This window comes from Actinoplanes sp. NBC_00393, from assembly GCF_036053395.1.
Lineage (GTDB): Bacteria > Actinomycetota > Actinomycetes > Mycobacteriales > Micromonosporaceae > Actinoplanes.
The window spans coordinates 10,009,639-10,031,105 of record NZ_CP107942.1; the positions used below are offsets into that span (position 1 = coordinate 10,009,639).

The window sequence follows — 21,467 nt, forward strand, 5'->3', positions numbered from 1 at the left end:
CACCGGCCCGGCACGTCCGAGTGAATCCGCAACCTGTCTCCGGACCCCGCAAGATCATCCGCAGGGTAAGTCCGGACGCCGCAAGGTTCGAGCGAACCTGACAACTCTGCCAGATTCTCGGGGTCGCTCGACAACTGGCTCAGCGCCTATAGTCATGCGCAGCGAGAGCTCAACGGGCGGCTCGTTGAGCGACTACCCTTCACTCCGGAGGCACCGATGCCCACCCTTGAAGAGCGCGTCACCCGACTGGAGCACGACGTGGCCGAGCAGAAGCGCGACATCGCCGAGCAGAAGCGCGACATCGCCGAGCAGAAGAGGCTCCGGGCCGGTCGGGACCGCGACCTCGCCGACATCACCGAGAAACTGCGGGGCCAGGACAAGCTTCTCAAGGCTCTGGCGAAGACCCAGTCCGAGCACACCGCGACGCTCGACCGGCACACCGCGACGCTCGACCGGCATACTGCGACGCTCGACCGGCATACGGCGATGCACAAGGAGCACGCCGCGGCGCTTGCGCATCTCACTCTCAGCACGCACACGCTCAAGGACGGCGTGGAGCAGATCATCGGCATGCTCGACACGTTGATCGACCGCGAGGGCGGACGGTAACGAGCGGGCGATTCGGAGCAGACGGGCGGGGCGTGTCACCCTAGAGCGCGTGACCGCACCGCTCATGCTCGGCGACCATGCCGTCAACCCGCCTGTCGTGCTCGCCCCGATGGCGGGGATCACCAACGTGGCGTTCCGGCGTCTCTGCCGGGAGCAGGGCGGCGGCGTCTACGTCTGCGAGATGATCACCACGCGGGCGCTGGTCGAGCGGATTCCCAAGACGCTCAAGATGATCGCGTTCGCCGAGGACGAGGGTTTCCGCAGCCTGCAGCTCTACGGCGTGGACCCGGACGTCACGGCGGCCGCGGTCCGGATGATCGGTGAGGACGGCCTCGCCGATCACATCGATCTGAACTTCGGGTGCCCGGTGCCGAAGGTGACGCGGCGCGGCGGCGGGTCGGCTCTGCCGTGGCGGCGCCGGCTCTTCGCCCGGATCGTGGGCCAGGCGGTGGAGGCCGCGAAGCCCTACGGCATCCCGGTCACGATCAAGATGCGCAAGGGCATCGATGAAGACCATTTGACGTACGTGGAAGCAGGCCTCGCCGCGCAGGATGCCGGCGTGGCCGCGGTGGCCCTGCACGCCCGCACCGCCGAGCAGCGCTATTCCGGCAAGGCGGACTGGGACGCGATCGCCACCCTGAAGCAGGCCCTCGACGTGCCGGTGCTCGGCAACGGCGACATCTGGGAGGGTTCGGACGCGCTGCGGATGGTCGAGCACACCGGTGTCGACGGCGTGGTGGTCGGCCGTGGCTGTCTCGGCCGACCGTGGCTCTTCGCCGACCTGGAGGCCGCGTTCACCCAGGGCGCCGACTACCGTCCGGTGCTGCCCACCCTCGGTGAGGTCGCGAAGATCATCTCCCGGCACGCGCAGCTGCTGGTCGAGGCGCTGGAGGACGAGAAGCACGGTTGTGCGGACTTCCGTAAGCACGTCGCGTGGTACCTGAAGGGCTTCCCGGTCGGCGGCGAGCTGCGCCGCAACCTGGCGATGATCTCGTCGCTCGCCGAGCTGGACGACCTGCTCGCCAAGCTGGACCCGGCGGTGCCGTTCCCGGCCGAGGCGCTGGGCCAGCCGCGCGGCCGGGTCAACGCGCCCGGCAAGGTGTCCCTGCCGCACGGCTGGCTGGACAGCCGGGACGACGACACCGTCCCGGAGGGCGCCGAGACCGACGAGTCCGGCGGCTGAGCGGCTCCACCCGGATCTCCACCCTCCGAAGGTGCCGGTCCACCCCGTCCGGTTCGTAGCTTTCCGGGTATGACCGAACGCGAACGCAACAAGAAGACGAGCGCCGTCAACTACGTCCTGACCGGTGACCGTGAGGGCAACCGGAGCACCCGGCTCGCCGGTCAGGTCATCGGCAAGGTCATCGAGCGGGACGGCGGACGGGTCACCGGCCGCGCGATCATCGCCGTTCTGGTGATACTCGGCGTGGCGGGCCTCGCGTTCGTCGCCTACCGTCTGTTGATGATCGACCTGATCCTGACCCTGGTGGGGGAGCAAGGTTGACCCTGCGCGAGAGGCTCCGGGCGGACGACCCGGAGACCGGCTGGCTGGTCCGGATCGTGCTCAGCGCGCTGCTGCTCTGGGCTTTCCTGACCGCGGGACCGGCGAGTCCGGGCGTGCGTCCGGTGCTCGCCGGTGCCCTGGCCTGCTGGACCCTCTTCCTGGTGGCCGACCGGCGGTGGCCCCGGCTCGCGCGGACCGCACTGGCCTGCGCGGCGGTCCTTCCGGCGACCGTGGCCGGACTGCCCGAGGACGCGCACGCGCTGCTCTACCTCTATGCGGCGCTGTTCACCTTCGTCCTGCTTCCGCGTACCCCGATGTGGGCCATCCTCGTGCTCACCGCAACCGTCCTGGTGGTTCTGCTGACCGGCCTGTGGCTCGCCGGCCGCGGGCCGGCGGCCATGCTGACGCAGCCCGCGCTGATCGCCGTGCTGGTGCTCTTCAGCCTGCACCGGCGTGAGTACCGGCTGCGTGCCGAGCAGACCGCGCTGCTGCTGGAGCAGACTTCGCGCATGCAGGAGGCCCAGGCCCGGGCCGCGGCGCTGAACGAGCGGACCCGGATCGCCCGTGAGCTGCACGACGTGCTGGCCCATTCGCTCGGCGCGCTCGGCGTGCAGTTGGAGGTGGCCGAGGCGCAGCTGACCGAGAAGGGTGATGTCGAGGGCGCCGCCGCACGGGTCCGCCGGGCCCGGAAGCTGGCCGCCGACGGGCTGACCGAGGCGCGTTCGGCGGTGGCCGCGTTGCGGGAGGATGTGCCATCGCTGTCGCGAGCACTTGCCGACCTGGTGGACGGTCACCGTACCGATCATGGGGTGGAAATCACCCTGCGCACCGATGGTTGCCCTCGCGCGCTGTCACCCGGCGCGGAGGTCGCGCTGCTGCGGGTGGCGCGCGAGGCGCTCACCAACGCGGCCCGGCATGCGCCGGGCGCGCCGATCGCGATGACCCTGGATCATGGCGCGGCGGCGGTGCGGCTCACGGTGGACAATCCGGCGCCGGCTGACGACAACAGCGGGGGTACGGGCGGACACGGCCTGACCGGAGCCAGGGAGCGGATCGCCCTGGTCGGCGGCACGGTGACGGCCGGCCGGGCCGGCGAGATCTGGCGGGTGACCGTGGAGGTGCCATCGTGACGGACACGCTGCTGCGGGTGCTGGTCGTCGATGACCAGCAACTGGTCCGGGAGGGGCTGACCGCCCTGCTGGAGCTCACCGACGGTGTCGAGGTCGTCGGATCGGCTGCGGACGGCGCCCGGGCCCTGGAGCTCGTCGCCGAGCACCGGCCGGACGTCGTCCTGATGGATCTGCGGATGCCGGTTCTGGACGGGATCACCGCCACCGCCCGGGTCCGGGAGCAGTTCCCCGACGTGGCCGTGGTCGTGCTCACCACGTACGCCGACGAGGACTCGATCGCCGGTGCGCTGGCGGCCGGCGCACGCGGTTATCTGACCAAGGACGCCGGGCGGACCGAGATCGGGATGGCGTTGCGGGCCGCGGCGGCCGGGCACTCGCTGTTCGACCCGGTGGTCGCGGCCCGGCTGGCCGATGCGATGAGACGGCCGGCGACGCCCCCGCCCGCCGACCGGTTGCCGGACGGGCTCACTCAGCGCGAGGCCGAGGTGCTCGGGCAGATCGCCCACGGCCGGACCAACGCGGAGATCGCGGCGGCCCTGTTCGTGGCGGAGACGACCGTGAAGACGCACATCAACAACGCGTTCGCCAAGATCGGGGCCCGCAACCGAACCGAGGCGGCCGGGTACGCGACCCGGCACGGCCTCGGTCGCGGCGGATCTGATCAGTAGACGACCGGCCAGGCGGACGAGTCCCAGCGGAGCAGGTTGATCCCGAGCCGGGCGTCACCCGCAGCCGTGTAGTAGTGGTAGACCAGCACGTCAGCGTCGGTGTCGCCGAAGACCGCCGGGTGTCCCGGGCCGTGCACGGCGTCGTGCGAGGCGAGGATCTCGGTGCCGCCGCCCGCGGTCATCGCGGTGCCGGCCCGGTCCACGTACGGGCCGGTGATCGACTTGGAGCGGCCGACCATCGTTCGGTACGTGCTGGACGCGCCCTTGCAGCAGAAGTCGAACGCGACGAAGAGGTAGTAGTAGCCGCCGCGGTAGTAGATGTGCGGCGCCTCGACCGACTTGCTGTTCACGAACCGCTCGGCGAGGTGGTGGATCGTGCTGTCCGCCCGCTTGCCGGTCGACGGGTTCAGCTTGACCATCTTGATGCCGGACCAGAAGGAGCCGAAGCTCAGGTACCACTCGCCGGCCGGGGTGACGGTCAGGTTCGGGTCGATCGCGTTGAACCCGCTGCTGGTCGTGCTTTCGATGACCTTGCCGTAGTTCGTCCACGTGCCGGCCGCGCCGGTCGTGCTGCCGGCCAGGAAGATCGCCGATTTGCTCGAGCCGAACGTGGAGGCCGAGTAATACATCAGGTATTTGCCGCCGTGGTACGAGATGTCCGGCGCCCACAGGTTGGTGTCACCGTTCGTGTACGGGTCGGCCCACGGCGTGCCGTTCGGAAAGGCCTTCCCGGCGTCGGTGAACCGGGTCCGGTCCGACGAGGTCTTCAGCCCGATGCCCGGCGCCGTGTAGGCGAGCAGGTAACCGCCGGTGGGTCGCTTCACCATGGTCGGGTCGTGGGCGAACGTCGAACCGGTGACCGCGCCGGGGTTCGGGTAGGTCGCGGCGTCGGCCATCTTCAGGCCGTACACGCTGGCCGCCACTGCCAGCAGGCCGGTCACTCCGGCCAGGAGCGTCTTGCGGAGCATTGGGGATCGCCTTTCGATGGGGATGCCCCGTACGTTTCTTGCAGCGCTGAAAAGGTTGCTCGCGCTGCCGGAAAAAGTCCGGGGCCGGCATCGCAGTAGATGCGCCGGCGCCGTGCGCACAACGAAAAAATGTCGTACCGGCCGGGCAGAATCGGGTCCGTGGCAGCGAGGGTGGCGGTCAGCGGCGGGCGGCGAGCAGAGCCGTGGCCAGCAGTGGGACGCCCGCGATGCTGAACAGCAGCGGGAGGGAGATCGGTAGGGCGAACGCGGCGTAAAGGGCGACCGCGCACACCTCGGCGGCGAAGCCGCTGATCGACAGGACGGTGGTGCGGGCCGGTCCGGTGATGCTCTCCTGCAGGCGGGTCTCGGCGTGCACCATGGCGAACTGGAGCAGGCCGAAGGCGACCGCCACCGCGGCCATGCCGGCCAGGTGCGGGACCAGCGAGCCGAGCGCCAGCAGCGCGGCGGCCAGCGCCAGCGCGCCGGCTAGCGGACGCGACGAGGTCGGCGGGATCCGGCCGGCCAGCGCACTGCCGGCCGCCATTGCCAGGGCGATCAGGGCGAACACCAGGGGTACGCCCGAAGTGGGCGAACCCTTCTCCCGGGCGAGAAGCGGCAGGTACTCGTCCAGCGCGCTGAACCCGGGCACGGCGGCGCTGACGAGCAGCACCCGCGCCACCCGGCCGCTGCCGCTCACCTCGCGCAGCCCGGCCCGCAGCATCGCCAGATAGCCACCCGGCTCGTCCTCACCGCCGCTCGCCGTGCCGGCCTCGCCACCGCCCGCCGTGCCGGTCTCGCCCCCGCTCGCCGCGCCGGTCTCGCTCGCCGCGCCGGTCTCGCTGGCCGCGCCGGTCTCGCTCGCCACGCCGGTCTCGCTCGCCGCGCCGGTCTCGCTCGCCGCGCCGGTCTCGCTCGCCACGCCGGTCTCGCTCGCCGCGCCGGTCTCGCTCGCCGCGCCGGTCTCGCCGGCCGCGCCGGACTCGCTAGCCGTGCCGATTCCGCTCGCCGTGCCGGCCCCGCCACCGCCCACGGTGCCGGGGTCGCCGGTCGGGGACGCGTCGCTCGTACCGGGGCGGGGTTTCTCGGGGAGGCGAAGCGCGAGCAAGCCGCCCACGGCGACCGTCACAATGCTGGCCAGGCCGACCAGGAGGTAGCCGCCGGCCGTATAGGCGGGAGTGGCCAGCAGCGTCGCGACGAGCATCGCGAGCAGGGCGACCGTGCCGGAGCGGCCGATCAGCCGGGCGTATGCGGTGGATTCGCCGAGTTCGTCGTAGACGAGCGCTTCCAGCGTGCCGGAGCTGAGCGCGCCGCCCACGCCCCACAGGACGAAGCCGAGCGCGAAGCCCTGATAGGCGGGCCAGATCAGCCAGCAGGCGAAACCGGCTGCCGTGATGAGCTGGCCGAGCGCGTAGAGCCGCTTACGGGACCAGACGTCGGCGAGGGCGCCGGCCGGGATCTCGCACACGAAGGAGACCACCGACCAGATCGCGAACAGCGACGAGATCTCGGCGGTCGTGAGCCCGGTGTCGGCGAAGAGCAGCGCGTAGACCGGGTAGAGAAGCACGCCCTCCTCGAGGGCACACACCGCGTGGAACAGCCGTTGTCAGCGTCAAATCGGGTGCATGCCCCCAGTCTGCCGCAACCGTCAACGCAATTCGGCCTCGTCCGCTGCTGCCCGGCCGGACTCCCAGCCTTCCAGGCTGTAGACCCGCCGGCCGCGGGCCCGGACCGTGCGCGGGAACGCCTTGTCCATCGCCGCGTCCACCTGGATCTCCCGTTTGCGCAGCACCGGCAGCAGGTCGCCGTGACCGGCGAACTCACGCTCGGTCGCCTGGCGGAGCCGTTCGCCGATCCGGATCGCGTACGCGACCAGGAACGACCGCCGGAACGCCTTCACCCGGGCTTTGCCGCGGGCCGGCTCGTCCCGGGTCATCGCCCGGTTGGCCTGCACCAACAGTGACGTGTAGAGCAGTTCGACCGCATCGATGTCGGAGTCGAAGCCGAAGATCGTGCTGAAGCCCAGCTCCGGCGACCAGACCGTGCGGCAGGTGTTGGCCCGGGCCACCGCGTCGAGCAGGCTGGCCTTCTCGCTCTCGTACGGATGATCCACCCCGATCCGGCGGGCGAACGGCGTGACGTCCACCGCCGGCGCGGTGACCTCCTCGATCCGGTACCGGGTGATCAGCTCCTGGGCCTTGGCGCTGTACGTCTCCGCCTCGGCCGGGAAGTCGGTGGCCTCCGCCTTGGCCAGCAGCGCCCGCACCCGCCCGAGGATGCGCTCGTCGCCGTGGTGCGGCACCTTGGTGAGCGGGGTGCCGGGCGGCGGGACCAGGATCTCGATGGCCGGGAGCCGGCGCAGCTCGCACAGCAGGTCGAGGGACGCGTCCAGGACCGCGATCCGATCGTGCCGCTTCTCCTGATATTTCGGGATCTGCTCGCGCCAGCGCTCGTCCACCGGCTCCTTGCCCCGCAGGAACGCCGTCGCCGCCTCGGCGACCAGCCGGGCCTGGACCGGGTTCCCTCGGCGGGCGACCGCCCGGTGCAGCTCGAGGGGCTGCCAGCCGTTGCGGAACAGGCGCTCGAACTGCTCGGTCAGCGCCGCCTGAAGCGCCGTGTCCACCTCGGCGGCGGGCGCGCCGGTCAGCAGGTCGAGCGCTGTCTCGTGGTCGATCTCTCCGGCCCGGACGCGGTCGACGATCTCGCGGGCCGTCATGAGTGCAGATGGTAGTTGCCGGTCAGATGGCCCGGCGTGGGCGGGGAGGGCGGTGCGGGCCCTCCCCGCCAGGGGTGGCGATCACGCCGCCGGGGTCAGACGTCGAGCTCGTTCTCGATGCGGCGCAGGTGGTGCCGGGCCATCGCCAGGTTCGAGCGGTCCCGGCGCAACGCCACATACAGGAACAGCCCCTTGCCGGACCGGCTCGTGAGCGGCCGGATCATGTGGTACTGCGTGTCCAGGGTGATCAGGATGTCCTCGATCTTCTCGGACAGGTTGAGCATCTCCATCGCCCGCAGCTTGGCCCGGACCACATCGGTGTTGCCGGCTGCCGCGACGGTCAGGTCGAGGTCCTTGCCTCCGCCCAGGGTGCCCAGGGCCATCCCGCTGGTGTGGTCCACGAGCGCGACGCCGATGCAGCCGTCGATCTCCATGATTTCCTTGAGCGAGGTGTCCATGTCGGTCATGGGATTCGTTCCTCCGTTGCGGTGGGTGGCGGGCCGCGTCCGGTGCGGACGTCGGCGCCGGGTCCGGCATGGCGGATGCCACGCCTCTGTGCGGCTGAGCCGCGGATCGGTTGCCGGTCAGCCGGCCGCCTGGCGGCGGCGGCCGACGTTCGGCAGCGTGGCCATCGGCGTCCGCCGGGCCAGCGGGGTCGAGGGACCGGCCTGCGTGGGGATCTCCGGCCGCATCTGCGGCGCGGCTTCCAGGGCCATGATGCGAATGAGGCGGCGTACGCAGCGACGCGCCTCCAGATGGACCATGGCGAGGTTCGCGTCACCCGAGGTGACCACGGTGAGCAGCGCGTTCGGGCCGGCGGCGTACGACGTGATGTAGCCGCCGTCGCACTCCACCACCGACTCCCGGAGTTCGCCGTGGTTGACCGCGTGGGCGAACCGCCGGGCCAGTGCCAGGTGTGCCGCGGCCAGCGCGGCCAGGGTGTCCGGCTCCATGCCGTGCGAATCGTGCGCGACGACGAGCCCGTCGGCGGTGGCGAGCACGCTGCCGGAGAGTTCGGGCACCTTGCTGCGCAGGCGGCCGAGCTCCTCGAGTACCGCCGGATCCACCGTCATGGGTTCCTCGCTCCTTCGGCTGAAAGGGGGTGCGCGCGTCACCGCAGTGCCCTCAATGCGGTGCGTATGCGCTTGAGCAGGACTTCGTCGGTGCCCTGGTGCACCGGCGGGTTCTCGGTCGCCATCTCCTTGGGGAGCTTGGCGCCGGGTTTACGGCGGGCCAGCCGGGGTGGCCGGTACACCCCCGCGTTGTTGTCGCCGGACGGCGGGGCCAGCGGTGGGTCGCTGTTCGGCGGGTTGGCGCGGACGGGCACGGGCTCCGCCCCGCTGATCACCGGTACGGTCGGCGCGTCGCTGTTGTCCGGCGCCGGCCCGGCGAGCGGGTCCGCTGCCGGCCGGGGATTCGGGGCCGGGGCCGGCCGAGCGTGGGAGTCCGGGGCCGACCGGGCGAGCGGCGCGGCGGCCCCGCGCGGCTGTGGCAGCCGGACGAAGTCGGGAGCGTCGTTCGGGCGTACCTCGGGCTGTTCGATCAGACCCAGCGCCGCGAGGCGCCGTAGCTCCTGGATGGTCGCGAAGCCCGCGCGGCCCAGCAGAAGAGCCAGGTCAGCGGGGGTACGCTGGCCGTCGGCATGCACCAGCAGCTCCCACTGGAGCGCGGTCAGCACGACCCGTTCCCGCGGCGCCCGGGTGACCGGGATGACCGCCGCGGTGTCGATCCGCGGGTTCGCGATGATCTCGTCGAGCAGCCGGACCCGGCGGCCCACCTCGCGGTCGACGGCGGTCGCGTCGATGTGCACGACCGGGCCGATCCAGTGCGTCGCGCCCGGCAGGAAGTCCACCGGGGCGGACGGCGAGCTGAGCGCGAAGTACGCCGCGTCGTAGGTCGCGGTGAGCACGCAGAGTTCCAGTTCGCCCTGGGTGAGGTGGCCCTGCTCGACCAGCAGCCGCCCGACCCGGGCCGTTGAGGTGCCCAGGTCGAGCGCGTTCTGCCAGGTCCGCGCGGCGAGCCGCCCGGAGGAGGTGAGCAGCGCGCCGACGCCCGGCGCCGCCGGTGACTCGGCGTAGATGATCCGGCCCTCGAAGACGTAGACCGCGCCGCCGGGGTGGCCACCCACCATCAGCGCTCCGGTCTGCCGCTCGCCGGCGACCTGCATCAGCAGGCTTCCGGGCGTTGCGGTCTTCGTGGAGGTCACCTAGTACTCCCGTTCAGGTCGCGACCAATTCGTCGGTGAGGCGTTGCATCTGGCGGCGGGCCACGGCGAGGTTGCCGCGCACCCGGTCCAGCCAGACGTACAGGACCAGCCGGCTGTCGAACTCGGTCTGCACGATCCGCAGGAGGTGGTAGCCCCCGGCGGTGGTGATGATCAGGTCTTCGAGTAGGTCGTGCGGGATGGCCGAGACGAACAGCGACCGGCTGTTCGCGGCCTGGACCACCTCGGCCGTGCCGGCTGCGGCGGCCTCGTGGTCGGCGTTGGGGGCGGCTCCGGTCGTGGCGACCGGGAACCCCGTGGTGTAGTCGACGATGCTGGCCCCGACAGCGCCGGGGATCGTCATGGCCTCCTGTAGACAGTGATCGACGCCGGGCACTTCACTCCTCAGCGCTTCGTCGCTCCCGGTCGTACCGGGCTCCGTTGCCCTGGCGACGTCCGGTGCTTCCCGTGCCGCCACCGTGGGCCATCCTCCGGTGACACTGCGACGACAAGTCGCACGTTTTGTGCGTCATGGTCCACCTGCGGGAAGTCGTTCCCGCCGGATGCCGCCGGCCGTTACGGGCCGCCGGGAGCGCGGGCGCCGCGGGCCCGGAACAGCCCGCAGCCGTACGGCCGTCAGGTGCCCGAGCGACCCCAGTTCCACGCCGGCCACCTCGCCGAGCCAGTGCCGTTCGCCGGGTGCGAAACGGGCCGGCGCGTGTGCCTGCTGCAGCAGCTCGTGGGTGGCGTCGGCGATCACCGCCACCACCCGCAGGGCCAGTTCGTTCTGTCCGAGCCGGCCGTCGCGGAGCAGGGCCCGGCCGACCCGGTGGGTGCCGCGGCCCTCGGCGTAGGCGGTCCGCCACGCGTGCGGGGCCAGCCGCCCCGAGGACACGAGACGTTCACCGAGACCCGGACGGGCCGGTGTCTCGGCGTAGGTGATGCGGCCGGCGGTCAGGTAGAGCACCCCGCCGGGAGCGCCGCCAATGTGCAGCGCGCCGGTACGTCCCGACTCGCCCAGTTCGGTGAGCAGGCGCCGCATCGACGCGGTCGCCGGTGAACCTGGAATCACGGAACGTCATCCTGGGAACGCATCGAGGTGCGTCGTCGCACGGCCGGTGCGCTGTTTGCCCCGGTGTCACCCACTCGGGTCGCGTAACATGATCGCCATTTATCGATTTCGGGAGGTTTCATGCCGGTCCGGTGGGAGCAGGTCGTGGTGGACGCGAAGGATCCGGCACGGCTGGCACAGTGGTGGGCCGAGGCGCTCGGCTACGTGATCGTGAACGAGACCCCGGACGAGGTCGAGATCCGCCGCACCCCGGACGAGCTGCCCGGTCTGCTCTTCACGCCGGTCACCGATGCCAAGGTGGTGAAGAACCGGCTGCACATCGACCTGCGCCCGGACGACCAGGAGGCCGAGGTGGAGCGGCTGGTGGACATGGGCGCCCGGCAGGCCGACATCGGTCAGCAGGGCGTCGGCTGGGTGGTGCTGGCCGACCCGGAGGGCAACGAGTTCTGCGTGCTGAGCTCCCGGAAGTGACCGGGATCAGTAGCGGAACTGGCCGATCAGGGAGCGGATCTCGTCGGCCGCTCCGCTGACCATCCCCGCCGAGTGCCGGGTGGTGTTCGCCCCCTCGGCGGTGGACGCGCTCGACTCGGTGATGTGCGAGACCGTGCCGCTGATCTGGGTGGCGGCCGCCGAGACGGCGCCGACATTGCGGGCCATCAGGTCGGTGGTGGCCGCCTGCTGTTCCACCGCGGCGGCGATCGTACGCTGACCCTCGTCGATTCTTTTGATCACCGCGGCGATCGCCTCGATCGCCTCCGCGGTGCCCGTGGTCATCTCCTGGATGGCCAGGATCTTCGAGGTGATCTCGCCGGTCGCCTGCGCGGTCTCCTGCGCCAGGTCCTTGACCTCGGTGGCGACCACCGCGAAACCCTTGCCGGCGTGCCCGGCCCGGGCGGCCTCGATGCTGGCGTTGAGCGCCAGCAGGTTCGTCTGCTCCGCGATGTTGGTGATCATCCGGACGATGTCGCCGACCTCCCGGCTCGCCTCGCTCAGCCGGCCCACCGCCTCCGCGGTCCGGTTCGCGGTCGCCGTCGCCTCGTTCGTCGTGCTGGCCGCCGACGAGGCCTGCTTCGCGATCTCCCGGATCGAGGCGGAGAGCTGATCAGTTGCGGACAGCATGTCGTGCACCGACCCGGAGACGTGCCCGGCCGAACTGTCCGCGTTCCGGGCCTGCGACGAGGTCCGCTCGGCGGAGCTGTCCAGTTCACCGGCGAGCACCTGCAGCTCGGAGCTCGCCTCACCCAGGGTGTCCACCCGGGCCGCGGTCGCCGCGACCGTGCTCTGCAGCGCGGCCAGCGCCTCGTTCAGCGCCCCGGCCATCTCGCCGAACTCGTCGCGGTTGACGACCGGCGCCCGCACGGTCAGGTCGCGCTGGGCCAGCGTGCGCAGCGTCTCGCGCATCGAGCGCAGCGGCCGCCGGACCGCCCGGATGGTGAGCAGACAGGCGATCACCGTGAGCAGGTTCGCCACGGTCGCCGCCACCTTGATGAACGTGCTGCTCGACTCCGACGCCGCCCGGCCGCGTTCGCTGGCCGCGGTCACCTCGGCCGCCACCCGGTCGTCCAGGGCGCCGAGGCTCTCCTCGAGGGCCGCGTAGGTCTCCAGGAAGCCGGCCAGCGACCGCTGGGCGGCCGCCGGATCGGTCGCGGCGGAGCTCACGGTCCCGGCCGCCGCGTCGGCGTACTCGACCACCTGCGGACGCGCCTGCGCGTAGTCCGCTCGCAGCGCCGCGGGGGCCAGCGCGGCCGCCGCGTCGAACTTCTCGATCATCGTCCGGCCGTGCTCGGTCACCTCCTCGGCGCCGTACTCGGCACGCTCCGCCTCGGTGGTGGCGACCAGCGCGGACATCACGTCGGCCTTCAGCGCGTCGTGCATCATGTCCGCGTTCCACTGATTGCTCATCGCCGAGCTGATCGCGGCGATCTCCGTATTCGCGGCGCTCTGATCCTCCAGGTTGCGGATCGCGAAGACGGTCACCAGGGCGACCGAGGCGAGTCCCGCGGCGCCCAGGAACAGCAGACGGCCGACGATGCTGACGCCGCGACGGCGCGAATCGGACTCCACGGTTGCCCCATCGGCAACCTGGACAACCGGCTTAGGGTGGGATCATGACGGCCGCCGACGCCCAACGGTGGGCATCCGAGCCCGCCAAGGACAGTGGGTACGGGCGTACGCCGTACCAGCGGGACCGGGCGCGGGTGCTGCACTCGGCGGGGTTCCGGCGGCTGGCGGCCAAGACCCAGGTGCACACGGCGGGGTCGGACGACTTCTTGCGTACGCGGCTCACGCACTCGCTCGAGGTCGCCCAGATCTCCCGGGAGATGGGCGCCCGGCTGGGCTGCGACCCGGACGTGGTGGACGTCGCCGGGCTCGCCCACGACCTCGGCCACCCGCCGTTCGGGCACAACGGCGAGGCCGCCCTGGACGCCGTCTCCCAGGACTGCGGCGGGTTCGAGGGCAACGCGCAGACGCTGCGGGTGCTCACCCGGCTGGAGGCCAAGGTCCCCGGCGCCGGGCTCAACCTGACCCGGGCCGCCCTCGACGCCTGCTCCAAGTACCCGTGGTTCCGCAAGCCCGGCAGCCGCAAGTTCGGTGTCTACCCGGACGACCGGCCGGTCTTCGAGTGGCTCCGGCAGCCCCGCACCGACGAGCGCCGCTGCCTGGAGGCGCAGGTCATGGACTGGGCGGACGACGTGGCGTACTCGGTGCACGACGTCGAGGACGGGATACACGGCGGCTACCTGACCCTGCGCCCGCTGCTGCACGATCCGGACGAGCGGGCCGCGCTCTGCGCCGACGTGGCCGCCACCTACTCCGCGCAGACCGCCGGCGAGCTGGCCGGCGCCCTGGACCTGCTGCTGGCCGACCCGGCGGTGGCGGCGGTGGCCGACTACGACGGCGGGTACCAGGCGCAGGTCGCCCTCAAACGGATGACCAGCGTGCTCACCGGCCGGTTCGTCTCGTCGGCGGTGGGCGCCACGCACAGCCGGTTCGGCACCGACCCGATGCGCCGGTACGACGCCGACCTCGTGGTGCCGCGCACGGTCCGTGACCAGTGTGCGCTGCTGAAGGGCATGGCGCTGCGCTACGTGATGCGCACCCGGGCCGCCGAGGACTGGTACGAGCAGCAGCGCACCATCCTCACCGAACTCGTGGACGCGCTCACTCGTACCCCGGAAAGGTTGGATCCGCTCTTCCGGCCGCAGCATGCGGCCGCCGCTGATGATGCCGCCGCCCTGCGCGTGGTGATCGACCAGGTGGCCTCGCTGACCGATCCCGCCGCGGTGGCCTGGCACCGGACCCTGGTGGCGGCCCGCCGATAGCGCGAGGCAGGATGTATGCCGTGGCGGGCAGGGTCAAGGACGAGGACATCGCACTGGTCCGTGACCGGAGCTCGATCGTCGACGTGATCAGCGAGACGGTGACGCTGCGGTCGGCCGGGGGCGGGAACCTGAAGGGACTGTGTCCCTTCCACGACGAGAAGACTCCGTCGTTCAACGTGTCGCCCGCCCGGAATGTCTATTTCTGCCACGGTTGTGGGCAGGGTGGCGACGCCATCAAGTTCCTGATGGACGCGGAGCATCTGACCTTCATCGAGTCGGTGGAGCGGCTGGCCGGCAAGGCCGGCATCCAGCTGCGCTACGACACCGAGACCGGCGCGCCGTCCACGCCGCGCCCGCAGGCCGGGCAGAAACAGCGGCTGCTGGCCGCGCACGTGGCTGCGGTGGATTTCTACCGCGAGCAGCTGGGCACGCCGGGCGCGCGCAAGGCCCGCGAGTTCCTCGCCGAGCGCGGCTTCGGCCGCGACGCCGCCGAGAAGTACGGGTGCGGCTTCGCCCCGGACAGCTGGGACGCCCTCGCCAAACACCTGCGGATGAAAGGCTTCACCGCGGAGGAGCTGACCGCGGCCGGCCTCTGCAAGCCCGCGCGGTCCGGCTCGCTGATCGACCGGTTCCGGCGGCGGCTGCTCTGGCCGATCCGGGACGTCAGTGGCGACGTGATCGGGTTCGGCGCCCGCAAGCTCTTCGAGGACGACGACGGCCCGAAATACCTGAACACGCCGGAGACGCCGATCTACAAGAAGTCGCACGTGCTCTACGGTCTCGACCACGCGAAACGGGAGATCGCCAAGCGCGGCCGGGCAGTCATCGTCGAGGGCTACACCGACGTGATGGCCTGCCACGAGGCCGGTGAGCCGACCGCGGTGGCGACCTGCGGGACCGCGTTCGGCGTCGACCACATCCAGGTGCTGCGGCGCCTGCTGATGGACAGTGACAGCTTCACCGGCGAGATCATCTACACCTTCGACGGGGACGCGGCCGGGCAGAAGGCGGCGTTGCGGGCGTTCGAGGAGGATCAGCGGTTCGTCGGGCGTACCTTCATCGCCGTCTCACCGGACAACATGGACCCCTGTGAGCTGCGGCTGGCGCGCGGCGACCTCGCGGTCCGCGACATGATCGCCGGCCGGGAGCCGCTGGTCGACTTCGCGCTGCGGCAGACCCTCGCCAGGTTCGATCTCGATTCGGTGGAGGGCCGGGTGGAGGCCATGCGGCGCGCGGCGCCGCTGGTGGCCAAGATCAAAGACCGGGAGAAGCGTCCGGAGTACGCGCGAAAGCTCGCCGGTGATCTCGGCATGGATCTGGAGCCGGTGCAGCGGGCGGTGAACAACGCCCTGCGGTCTTCGGGCGTCGACCAGCCGCCGCAGCGGGCGCCGCAGTCATCGGTCGACTCGCCGCAGCGCCTGGTGGAGCGCGAGGCGCTGAAACTCGCCCTGCAGGAGCCGGTGCTGGCCGGGCCGATGTTCGACGCACTCGGCCCGGAGAACTACGGCGACTCGGTCCTGCAGGCGGTCCGGGAGGCGATCACCCACGCCGGTGGTGCGTCCTCGGCGACCGGCGGCGCGGTCTGGATCGAGAAGGTCCGCGACGCGTGTGCCGATCTGGGCGGCCAGGTGCTGGTCAGCGAGCTGGCGGTCGAGCCGCTCTACGTCGACGGCCAGGTCGACCCGCGGTACGTGCAGATCACGCTCGCCCGCCTCCAGGGTGGGGCGCTGGCCACCCGGATCCGGGATCTCAAGTCCAAGGTGCAGCGGGTCAACCCGGTGGCCAACAAGGACCAGTACCTCGCTCTGGCCGGGGAGCTCTTCTCGCTGGAACAGCAGGCTCGTGCCCTGCGTGAACAGGCGGCAGGTGGATTGTGAAGCTCTTCCGACGGCGCCCCTCCCTCCCGGCGGAGTCGCGGCCGCCGCTCGCGGCGGAGGAACGGGTGCTGGCGTGGTCCGCGGTCGGCGATTCCACTGATGTCGTGGTGGCCACCAACTACGGCCTCTGGCTTCCGGGCGCCGCCGACCGGCTCGGCTGGCACGAGATCCACAAGGCGGCCTGGTCCGGGCGGGAACTGCGGATCACGCCCGCCGAGGTGACCGCGGAGCGGGACGGCTACACCGTGCTGACGGACGGGCCGGTGGTGACCTTCCTGCTGCTCGAGCCCGGTGAACTGCCGGATCAGGTACGCACCCGGGTGACCCGGTCGGTGGCGTACACGACGCATCACACGCTGCCCACCGGCGCGGTCCGGGTGGTCGGCCGCCGGGTGAGCGGGCAGGACGGGCTGAGCTGGGCGGTCCGCTACGACGCCGGCACACCGCTGGACGGCCCCGAGGTGATCGAGGCGACCGACGAGCTGGTGGGCGCGGCACGGAATTCTGTCGTACCCCCTCCGTAGGGTTCCGGGGGTGAACTCCCTCATCCATGCGCGCGGGTTGGTCAAACGGTTCGGCGATTTCACCGCGGTCGACGGCATCGACGTCGACGTGCGGGCCGGGGAGGCGTTCGGTTTCCTCGGGCCCAACGGCGCCGGCAAGAGTTCCACCATGCGCATGATCGGGTGCGTCTCCCCACCCACCGGCGGGGTGCTGCAGATCCTCGGGCTGGACCCACGGCGTGACGGGCCGAAGATCCGGGCCCGGCTCGGCGTCTGCCCCCAGCTCGACAACCTCGACACCGAGCTCACCGTCCGGGAGAACCTGACCACCTACGCCCGGTTCTTCGGCATCCCCCGCGCGGTGGCCCGCGCCCGCGCTGCCGAGTTGCTGGAGTTCGTGCAGCTCAGCGAGCGCGCCGACAGCAAGGTGGACCCACTCTCCGGCGGGATGAAACGGCGGCTGACGATCGCCCGCGCGCTGGTCAACGAGCCCGAGATCGTCCTGCTCGACGAGCCCACCACCGGCCTCGATCCCCAGGCCCGGCACCTGGTCTGGGAGCGGTTGTTCCGGCTCAAGCAGCAGGGCGTGACGCTCGTGCTGACCACCCACTACATGGACGAGGCGGAGCAGCTCTGCGACCGCCTCGTGGTGATGGACGGCGGGCGGATCGCCGCCGAGGGCTCACCCCGCGAGCTGATCGAGCGCTATTCGACACGTGAGGTGGTCGAGCTCCGCTTCGCCACCGACGACCAGGGCGCCTATGCGGAGAAGCTGGCCGGCGTCGCCGAGCGGATCGAGGTGCTGCCCGACCGCGTCCTGCTCTACGTGCCCGACGGCGACGACGCTCTGGCCGAGGTGCACCGGCGCTCGCTGAGCCCGGCCAGCGCCCTGGTCCGGCGCAGCAGCCTGGAGGACGTGTTCCTGCACCTCACCGGCCGGACGCTGGTGGACTGATGACCGCCTCGGCCTATGTTTTCGAGTACCACCTGGTCAACTACCGCCGGACGTGGCGGGCCAGCGCGCTCTCCACGCTGGTGCTGCCGCTGCTCACCATGCTCGGCTTCGGCATCGGGGTGGGTGGCTACGTCACCGCCGGCGTCGACGGCGTCGACTACCTGGACTGGATCGTCCCCGGCCTGATCGCCTCGGCCGCGGTGCAGACCGCGATCGGCGAGTCCACCTGGCCTGTGCTCAGCTACTTCGAGTGGCTGAAGGTGTATTTTGCGCAGGCCGCCGCGCCGCTGCGGGTCGCCGACATCGTCACCGGCCATCTGGCCTACATGCTGTTCCGCGTGCTGGTCGCCGCCGCGGCGTTCCTACTGGTGGCGGCGCTCTTCGGCACCCTGCACTCGCTCTGGGCGGTGGCGGTCCTGCCGATCGCGGCGCTCACCGGCCTGGCCGTCGCAGCGCCGGTGATGGCCTACAGCGCCAGCGTCACCAGCGACAGCTACCTGGCGATCCTGATGCGCTTCGCGATCCTGCCGATGTCGCTCTTCTCCGGGGTGTTCTTCCCGATCGAGTCGCTCGGCGCGCTCCGCTGGGTGGCATACGCGCTGCCCCTCTGGCACGGCGTGGACCTCTCACGGGCGGCCACGCTGGGTCTCTCCCCGGGGTGGGACGGGCTGTGGCAGTTCCTCTACCTGCTCGCCTGGGGCGCGGTGGGGTGGTCGCTGGCGGTCCGGCGGTTCCGGCGACGGCTGGTGGTGTGACGTGCTGACTCTTGTCCTGCCGAAACTGGTGTCCTTCGAGGGGGCGGGCCGGCGGTCCACCGCGGTCGCCGAGCGCAACGTGGCCGCCCTCGGCTCGGCGTACTGGTTGGTGATGCTCGGCGGCTTCCTCGAGCCGGTGCTCTACCTGTTCTCGATCGGGATCGGGGTGGGGCAGCTGATCGGCGACATCCCGCTGCCCGGCGGCATCGTGGTGGGTTACGCCGAGTTCGTCGCCCCGGCCATGCTGGCGGCCTCGGCGATGAGCGGCGCGCTCTCCGAGACCACCTTCAACTTCTTCGGGAAGATGAAGTTCATGCGGCTGTACGAGGGGATGCTCGCCACGCCCGTGCGGCCGATCGAGATCGCGCTCGGCGAGCTGGGCTGGGCGATGATCCGGGGCAGCATCTACTCCGCCGCCTTCCTGGTGATCATGGTCGTGATGGACCTGACCACGCCGGGGCGGGCGCTGGCCGCCTTCCCGGCCACGGTGCTGATCGGCCTCGCCTTCGGAGCGCTGGGCATGACGACGTCCACGCTGATCCGCAGCTGGCAGGATTTCGACCTGATCGGGTCGGCGCAGTTCGCGCTCTTCCTGTTCTCCGGGACGTTCGTGCCCGCCACGGCGTACCCCGCGGTGCTGCGCTGGCTGGTCGAGATCACCCCGCTGTACCGGTCGGTCGACCTGCTCCGCGGCATCACCACCGGCACGATCGGGTGGATCCAGTTGCTCGACGTGGTGTACCTGCTCGTCCTGCTGGCGGCCGGTTTGGCTGTCGCCGGCCGCCGGATGGAGCGCATGCTGTGCAAGTGAGCCCCCGCCGCGGAGGTTAGGTCCGCCCGTTGCCGGGAAACAAGCATTCAGGTCGTTATCGCACGTCGCGGCGGGGAACTTGTGACGTGCAGGCGGCCCGGAGCCGTCGCTTCACCCGGAGGGAAGCCCCGCGATGAAACTTCGCCACAAGTCCGACGAGGAGCCGGGCCGGCACGCCTCGGCCAGCCACTCCGAGCCCGTTGCGGGCGACGATTCGCCGGCTGCGGACGCGCGGCGACAGGGCGCCGCCGACTACGACGCGGCCGCGGCCGCGACGACCCGCACCGGTGAGGACCGGGACGCCGATCTCGCGGCGCCCAGCCCCGACGCCGGGCCGGACAAGCCGTCGCAGCTGCGCGCCAAAGGGGTCTGGGCGGCCGTCCGCCGGACCTTCAAGCAGTTCTCCGAGGACAACATCTCCGACTGGGCCGCCGCCCTCACCTACTACGGAGTGCTGTCGATCTTCCCGGCGATGATCGTGCTGGTCTCGCTGCTCGGCCTGGTCGGCACCGACGGCCAGAAAGCGGTCACCGACGCGATCGACGAGATCGCGCCCAACGACCAGCTGCAGAACCTCGTCAACACCGTGCTCGGCCAGGTGAAGGACCAGGGCACCGCGGGCTTCGCGGCCATCATCGGTCTGGCCGTCGCCTTCTGGTCGGCGTCCGGCTACATCGCCGCGTTCATGCGCGCGTCCAACGCCATCTACGACGTCCCCGAGGGCCGCCCGGTCTGGAAGACCCTGCCCATCCGCGTCGGCGTCACCGCCCTGGTCGGCGTGATGCTGGTCGCCTCCGCCGCCATCGTCATCTTCACTGGCGACATCGCCCGCGTCGTCGGCGAGTGGATCGGCCTCGGCGAGGTCGCCGTCACCACGTGGAACATCGTGAAGTGGCCGGTCCTGGTCGCCCTGGTCAGCCTGATGTTCGCCGTCCTCTACTGGGCCTCGCCGAACGCGAAGACCGGCGGCTTCCGCTGGATCAGCCCCGGCGGCATCTTCGCCGTCATCCTGTGGGTGGCGGCCTCCGCGGCCTTCGCCGTCTACCTGGCCAACTTCGCCGACTACAACAAGACGTACGGCACGCTCGGCGGTGTCATCGCCTTCCTGGTCTGGCTCTGGATCTCCAACATGGCCATCATGCTCGGCGCCGAACTCGACGCCGAACTCGAACGCGGCCGCGCGATGGCCGCCGGCCACCCGGCCGACGACGAGCCGTTCCTGGAGCTGCGCGACACGCGCAAGCTGAAGAAGGGCAGCGAGCACGGCCTGAGCCAAAACTGACCCACCCGAAACATCGGCGTGCCACCGCTCCCACGGTGGCACGCCGCTTCCTTCCCCCCACCTGTGCGGCCCGTCTCCGCCCCGCCCGGCCTCGCGCGACGCCGTCTGGCACGGCTTTGGCACGGCCTGGCTTGTGTGACCCAGCTTCGCGCCGCCCGGCCTGGCACGGCGCGGCTTGGTACGGCCCCACTTCGCGCTGCCCGGCCTCGCGCTGCACGGCCTAGCGCTGTCCGGCTTCGCGCTGTCCGGCTTCGCGCTGCCCGGCCTCGCGCCGCCCGGCCTGGCACGGCGCGGCTTGGCACGGCGGGGCTTCGCGCTGCCCGGCCTCACGTGGCGCAGCTTGGTACGGTTGGCTTCCCGCCGCCCCGCCTCGCGTGATGCAGCCTCGCACGGCGTGGCCTCGTGCCGCCGCACTCTGTCCGGCTTTGTGACCCAGCTTTGCGCGGCCATAGCTTCGCGCCCAGCGTTGCGAGAGCTGGCCTTGTGCGGCGCGACTTTGCGCGACGTTATGAGCACCTGCGCTGGTCGAGCTGTACCGTGTCACCGCTGCAGTGCCCACCGGTGAACAACGCCTACGGATTGCCGAGCGGGCCGTGCCGTCTGGTAGGCCGAGCGGGCCGTGCCGGCTGGTAGATCGATGGGTGACCGCGCCAACGTGCGGCCGAGGCCGCTGATTCGGCCTACTCGATCAATCAGCCGCCCACCAGCGGTGCCTGCCGGGCTGCGAGACTGCACCACCAAGCGGCCGAATGATCACCCAGGCGCGAAATCCAGGCCCAGCCGCGCGGTAGCGCTGTCATCCCGCTGGAAGCGACAGCCGAGGCTTGCGTGCAGGGCCGCCCGGCGAACTTCAACACAGAAGTTGCCGGGACATCTTCCGACGTCGATGTCCGGTCGCAACGCTGGGTCGTCAGCCGCCCAGCCGGGCTGACAGTGAGTGTTGCTTCAGTGGCTGGGAGGCGACGCTGGCCGTCAGTTGTCCGGCCGGGCTGACGGTGAGTGTTGCTTCAGTGGCTGGGAGGCGACGCTGGCCGTCAGTTGTCCGGCCGGGCTGACGGTGAGTGTTGCTTCAGTGGCTGGGACGCGACGCTGGT

The 21,467-nt window shown here is 71.2% G+C and carries 22 protein-coding genes; 13 read left to right on the plus strand and 9 right to left on the minus strand.

The features are described 5' to 3' along the window. The first annotated feature begins 258 nt into the window (after positions 1–258). The 5 genes from OHA21_RS46490 (at position 259) to OHA21_RS46510 (ending at position 3,911) form a co-directional block, all read left to right on the plus strand. On the plus strand, positions 259–609 hold the full coding sequence (locus OHA21_RS46490; RefSeq protein ID WP_328466532.1) for a hypothetical protein: 351 nt from the start codon (positions 259–261) through the stop codon (positions 607–609). A 64-nt stretch (positions 610–673) separates the two neighbouring features. Continuing rightward, on the plus strand, positions 674–1,792 hold the full coding sequence (dusB, locus tag OHA21_RS46495; RefSeq protein ID WP_328478956.1) for a tRNA dihydrouridine synthase DusB: 1,119 nt from the start codon (positions 674–676) through the stop codon (positions 1,790–1,792). A gap of 69 nt (positions 1,793–1,861) precedes the next feature. Next, a complete protein-coding gene (locus tag OHA21_RS46500; protein ID WP_328466534.1) occupies positions 1,862–2,113 on the plus strand; it encodes a hypothetical protein in 252 nt (83 codons plus the stop codon). Next, positions 2,110–3,243 (plus strand): sensor histidine kinase, encoded by a 1,134-nt coding sequence (locus tag OHA21_RS46505; protein WP_328466536.1) that lies wholly within the window; start codon positions 2,110–2,112, stop codon positions 3,241–3,243. Before OHA21_RS46500 ends, OHA21_RS46505 begins: the two co-directional genes overlap by 4 nt. Further along, the gene (locus OHA21_RS46510) at positions 3,240–3,911 is read left to right on the plus strand and encodes a response regulator transcription factor (RefSeq protein WP_328466538.1); all 672 of its coding nucleotides are present in this window, start codon (positions 3,240–3,242) and stop codon (positions 3,909–3,911) included. The genes OHA21_RS46505 and OHA21_RS46510 overlap by 4 nt, the downstream gene beginning before the upstream one ends. Here OHA21_RS46510 and OHA21_RS46515 read toward each other — a convergent pair. From OHA21_RS46515 to OHA21_RS46550, 8 genes are all read right to left on the minus strand, one after another. Further along, positions 3,905–4,879, minus strand: a complete 975-nt coding sequence (locus OHA21_RS46515; RefSeq protein ID WP_328466540.1) for an arabinan endo-1,5-alpha-L-arabinosidase — start codon at positions 4,877–4,879, stop codon at positions 3,905–3,907. The genes OHA21_RS46510 and OHA21_RS46515 overlap by 7 nt on opposite strands. A 178-nt stretch (positions 4,880–5,057) precedes the next feature. Continuing rightward, complete coding sequence (locus OHA21_RS46520; protein ID WP_328466542.1) at positions 5,058–6,443, minus strand: MFS transporter; 1,386 nt, start codon at positions 6,441–6,443, stop codon at positions 5,058–5,060. Positions 6,444–6,524: 81 nt separating this feature from the next. Further along, entirely contained in the window at positions 6,525–7,592 is a 1,068-nt protein-coding gene (locus tag OHA21_RS46525) for a DUF2786 domain-containing protein (protein WP_328466544.1), read from the minus strand. 95 nt (positions 7,593–7,687) lie between these two features. After that, complete coding sequence (locus OHA21_RS46530; protein ID WP_328466546.1) at positions 7,688–8,059, minus strand: hypothetical protein; 372 nt, start codon at positions 8,057–8,059, stop codon at positions 7,688–7,690. A 117-nt stretch (positions 8,060–8,176) separates the two neighbouring features. Then, positions 8,177–8,665, minus strand: a complete 489-nt coding sequence (locus OHA21_RS46535; protein WP_328466548.1) for a roadblock/LC7 domain-containing protein — start codon at positions 8,663–8,665, stop codon at positions 8,177–8,179. Between the two features lie 38 nt (positions 8,666–8,703). Next, positions 8,704–9,798 (minus strand): DUF4388 domain-containing protein, encoded by a 1,095-nt coding sequence (locus OHA21_RS46540; RefSeq protein ID WP_328466550.1) that lies wholly within the window; start codon positions 9,796–9,798, stop codon positions 8,704–8,706. A 13-nt stretch (positions 9,799–9,811) separates the two neighbouring features. Continuing rightward, complete coding sequence (locus tag OHA21_RS46545; protein ID WP_328466552.1) at positions 9,812–10,159, minus strand: hypothetical protein; 348 nt, start codon at positions 10,157–10,159, stop codon at positions 9,812–9,814. A gap of 165 nt (positions 10,160–10,324) precedes the next feature. Further along, positions 10,325–10,867 carry a DUF4388 domain-containing protein gene (locus OHA21_RS46550; RefSeq protein ID WP_328466554.1) on the minus strand — a complete coding sequence of 181 codons (543 nt, stop codon included), beginning with the start codon at positions 10,865–10,867 and terminating at the stop codon, positions 10,325–10,327. A gap of 120 nt (positions 10,868–10,987) precedes the next feature. Between OHA21_RS46550 and OHA21_RS46555 the strand changes: the two genes are divergently transcribed. Then, on the plus strand, positions 10,988–11,338 hold the full coding sequence (locus tag OHA21_RS46555) for a VOC family protein (RefSeq protein WP_328466556.1): 351 nt from the start codon (positions 10,988–10,990) through the stop codon (positions 11,336–11,338). Positions 11,339–11,344: 6 nt separating this feature from the next. On the opposite strand, the gene OHA21_RS46560 is transcribed toward OHA21_RS46555, so the two are convergent. Beyond that, the gene (locus OHA21_RS46560; RefSeq protein WP_328466558.1) at positions 11,345–12,931 is read right to left on the minus strand and encodes a methyl-accepting chemotaxis protein; all 1,587 of its coding nucleotides are present in this window, start codon (positions 12,929–12,931) and stop codon (positions 11,345–11,347) included. A gap of 44 nt (positions 12,932–12,975) precedes the next feature. Between OHA21_RS46560 and OHA21_RS46565 the strand changes: the two genes are divergently transcribed. The 7 genes from OHA21_RS46565 to OHA21_RS46595 all read left to right on the plus strand — a co-directional run bounded on the left by OHA21_RS46565 (position 12,976) and on the right by OHA21_RS46595 (position 20,373). Then, a complete protein-coding gene (locus OHA21_RS46565) occupies positions 12,976–14,190 on the plus strand; it encodes a deoxyguanosinetriphosphate triphosphohydrolase (RefSeq protein ID WP_328466560.1) in 1,215 nt (404 codons plus the stop codon). 11 nt (positions 14,191–14,201) lie between these two features. Then, positions 14,202–16,067, plus strand: a complete 1,866-nt coding sequence (gene dnaG, locus OHA21_RS46570) for a DNA primase (protein ID WP_328466562.1) — start codon at positions 14,202–14,204, stop codon at positions 16,065–16,067. After that, positions 16,064–16,591: a hypothetical protein gene (locus OHA21_RS46575; RefSeq protein WP_328466564.1), complete on the plus strand. Its 528-nt coding sequence runs from the start codon at positions 16,064–16,066 to the stop codon at positions 16,589–16,591. Before dnaG ends, OHA21_RS46575 begins: the two co-directional genes overlap by 4 nt. Before the next feature lie 10 nt (positions 16,592–16,601). Further along, positions 16,602–17,525, plus strand: a complete 924-nt coding sequence (locus OHA21_RS46580; RefSeq protein ID WP_328466565.1) for an ABC transporter ATP-binding protein — start codon at positions 16,602–16,604, stop codon at positions 17,523–17,525. Then, the gene (locus tag OHA21_RS46585) at positions 17,525–18,280 is read left to right on the plus strand and encodes an ABC transporter permease (protein WP_328466568.1); all 756 of its coding nucleotides are present in this window, start codon (positions 17,525–17,527) and stop codon (positions 18,278–18,280) included. The genes OHA21_RS46580 and OHA21_RS46585 overlap by 1 nt, the downstream gene beginning before the upstream one ends. A 1-nt stretch (position 18,281) precedes the next feature. Further along, positions 18,282–19,091 carry an ABC transporter permease gene (locus tag OHA21_RS46590; protein WP_328466570.1) on the plus strand — a complete coding sequence of 270 codons (810 nt, stop codon included), beginning with the start codon at positions 18,282–18,284 and terminating at the stop codon, positions 19,089–19,091. A 133-nt stretch (positions 19,092–19,224) separates the two neighbouring features. Continuing rightward, on the plus strand, positions 19,225–20,373 hold the full coding sequence (locus tag OHA21_RS46595; RefSeq protein ID WP_328466572.1) for a YihY/virulence factor BrkB family protein: 1,149 nt from the start codon (positions 19,225–19,227) through the stop codon (positions 20,371–20,373). Positions 20,374–21,467: the final 1,094 nt, after the last annotated feature.

Excerpts from the sequence above, each read along its gene's own strand:
- OHA21_RS46555 (WP_328466556.1), top strand. The coding sequence starts at position 10,988 with ATGCCGGTCCGGTGGGAGCAGGTCGTGGTGGACGCGAAGGATCCGGCA.
- OHA21_RS46525 (WP_328466544.1), bottom strand. The coding sequence starts at position 7,592 with ATGACGGCCCGCGAGATCGTCGACCGCGTCCGGGCCGGAGAGATCGAC.
- OHA21_RS46565 (WP_328466560.1), top strand. The coding sequence starts at position 12,976 with ATGACGGCCGCCGACGCCCAACGGTGGGCATCCGAGCCCGCCAAGGAC.
- dnaG (WP_328466562.1), top strand. The coding sequence starts at position 14,202 with ATGTATGCCGTGGCGGGCAGGGTCAAGGACGAGGACATCGCACTGGTC.
- OHA21_RS46545 (WP_328466552.1), bottom strand. The coding sequence starts at position 10,159 with ATGACGATCCCCGGCGCTGTCGGGGCCAGCATCGTCGACTACACCACG.
- OHA21_RS46530 (WP_328466546.1), bottom strand. The coding sequence starts at position 8,059 with ATGACCGACATGGACACCTCGCTCAAGGAAATCATGGAGATCGACGGC.
- OHA21_RS46515 (WP_328466540.1), bottom strand. The coding sequence starts at position 4,879 with ATGCTCCGCAAGACGCTCCTGGCCGGAGTGACCGGCCTGCTGGCAGTG.
- OHA21_RS46500 (WP_328466534.1), top strand. The coding sequence starts at position 1,862 with ATGACCGAACGCGAACGCAACAAGAAGACGAGCGCCGTCAACTACGTC.
- OHA21_RS46585 (WP_328466568.1), top strand. The coding sequence starts at position 17,525 with ATGACCGCCTCGGCCTATGTTTTCGAGTACCACCTGGTCAACTACCGC.
- OHA21_RS46595 (WP_328466572.1), top strand. The coding sequence starts at position 19,225 with ATGAAACTTCGCCACAAGTCCGACGAGGAGCCGGGCCGGCACGCCTCG.
- OHA21_RS46535 (WP_328466548.1), bottom strand. The coding sequence starts at position 8,665 with ATGACGGTGGATCCGGCGGTACTCGAGGAGCTCGGCCGCCTGCGCAGC.
- dusB (WP_328478956.1), top strand. The coding sequence starts at position 674 with ATGCTCGGCGACCATGCCGTCAACCCGCCTGTCGTGCTCGCCCCGATG.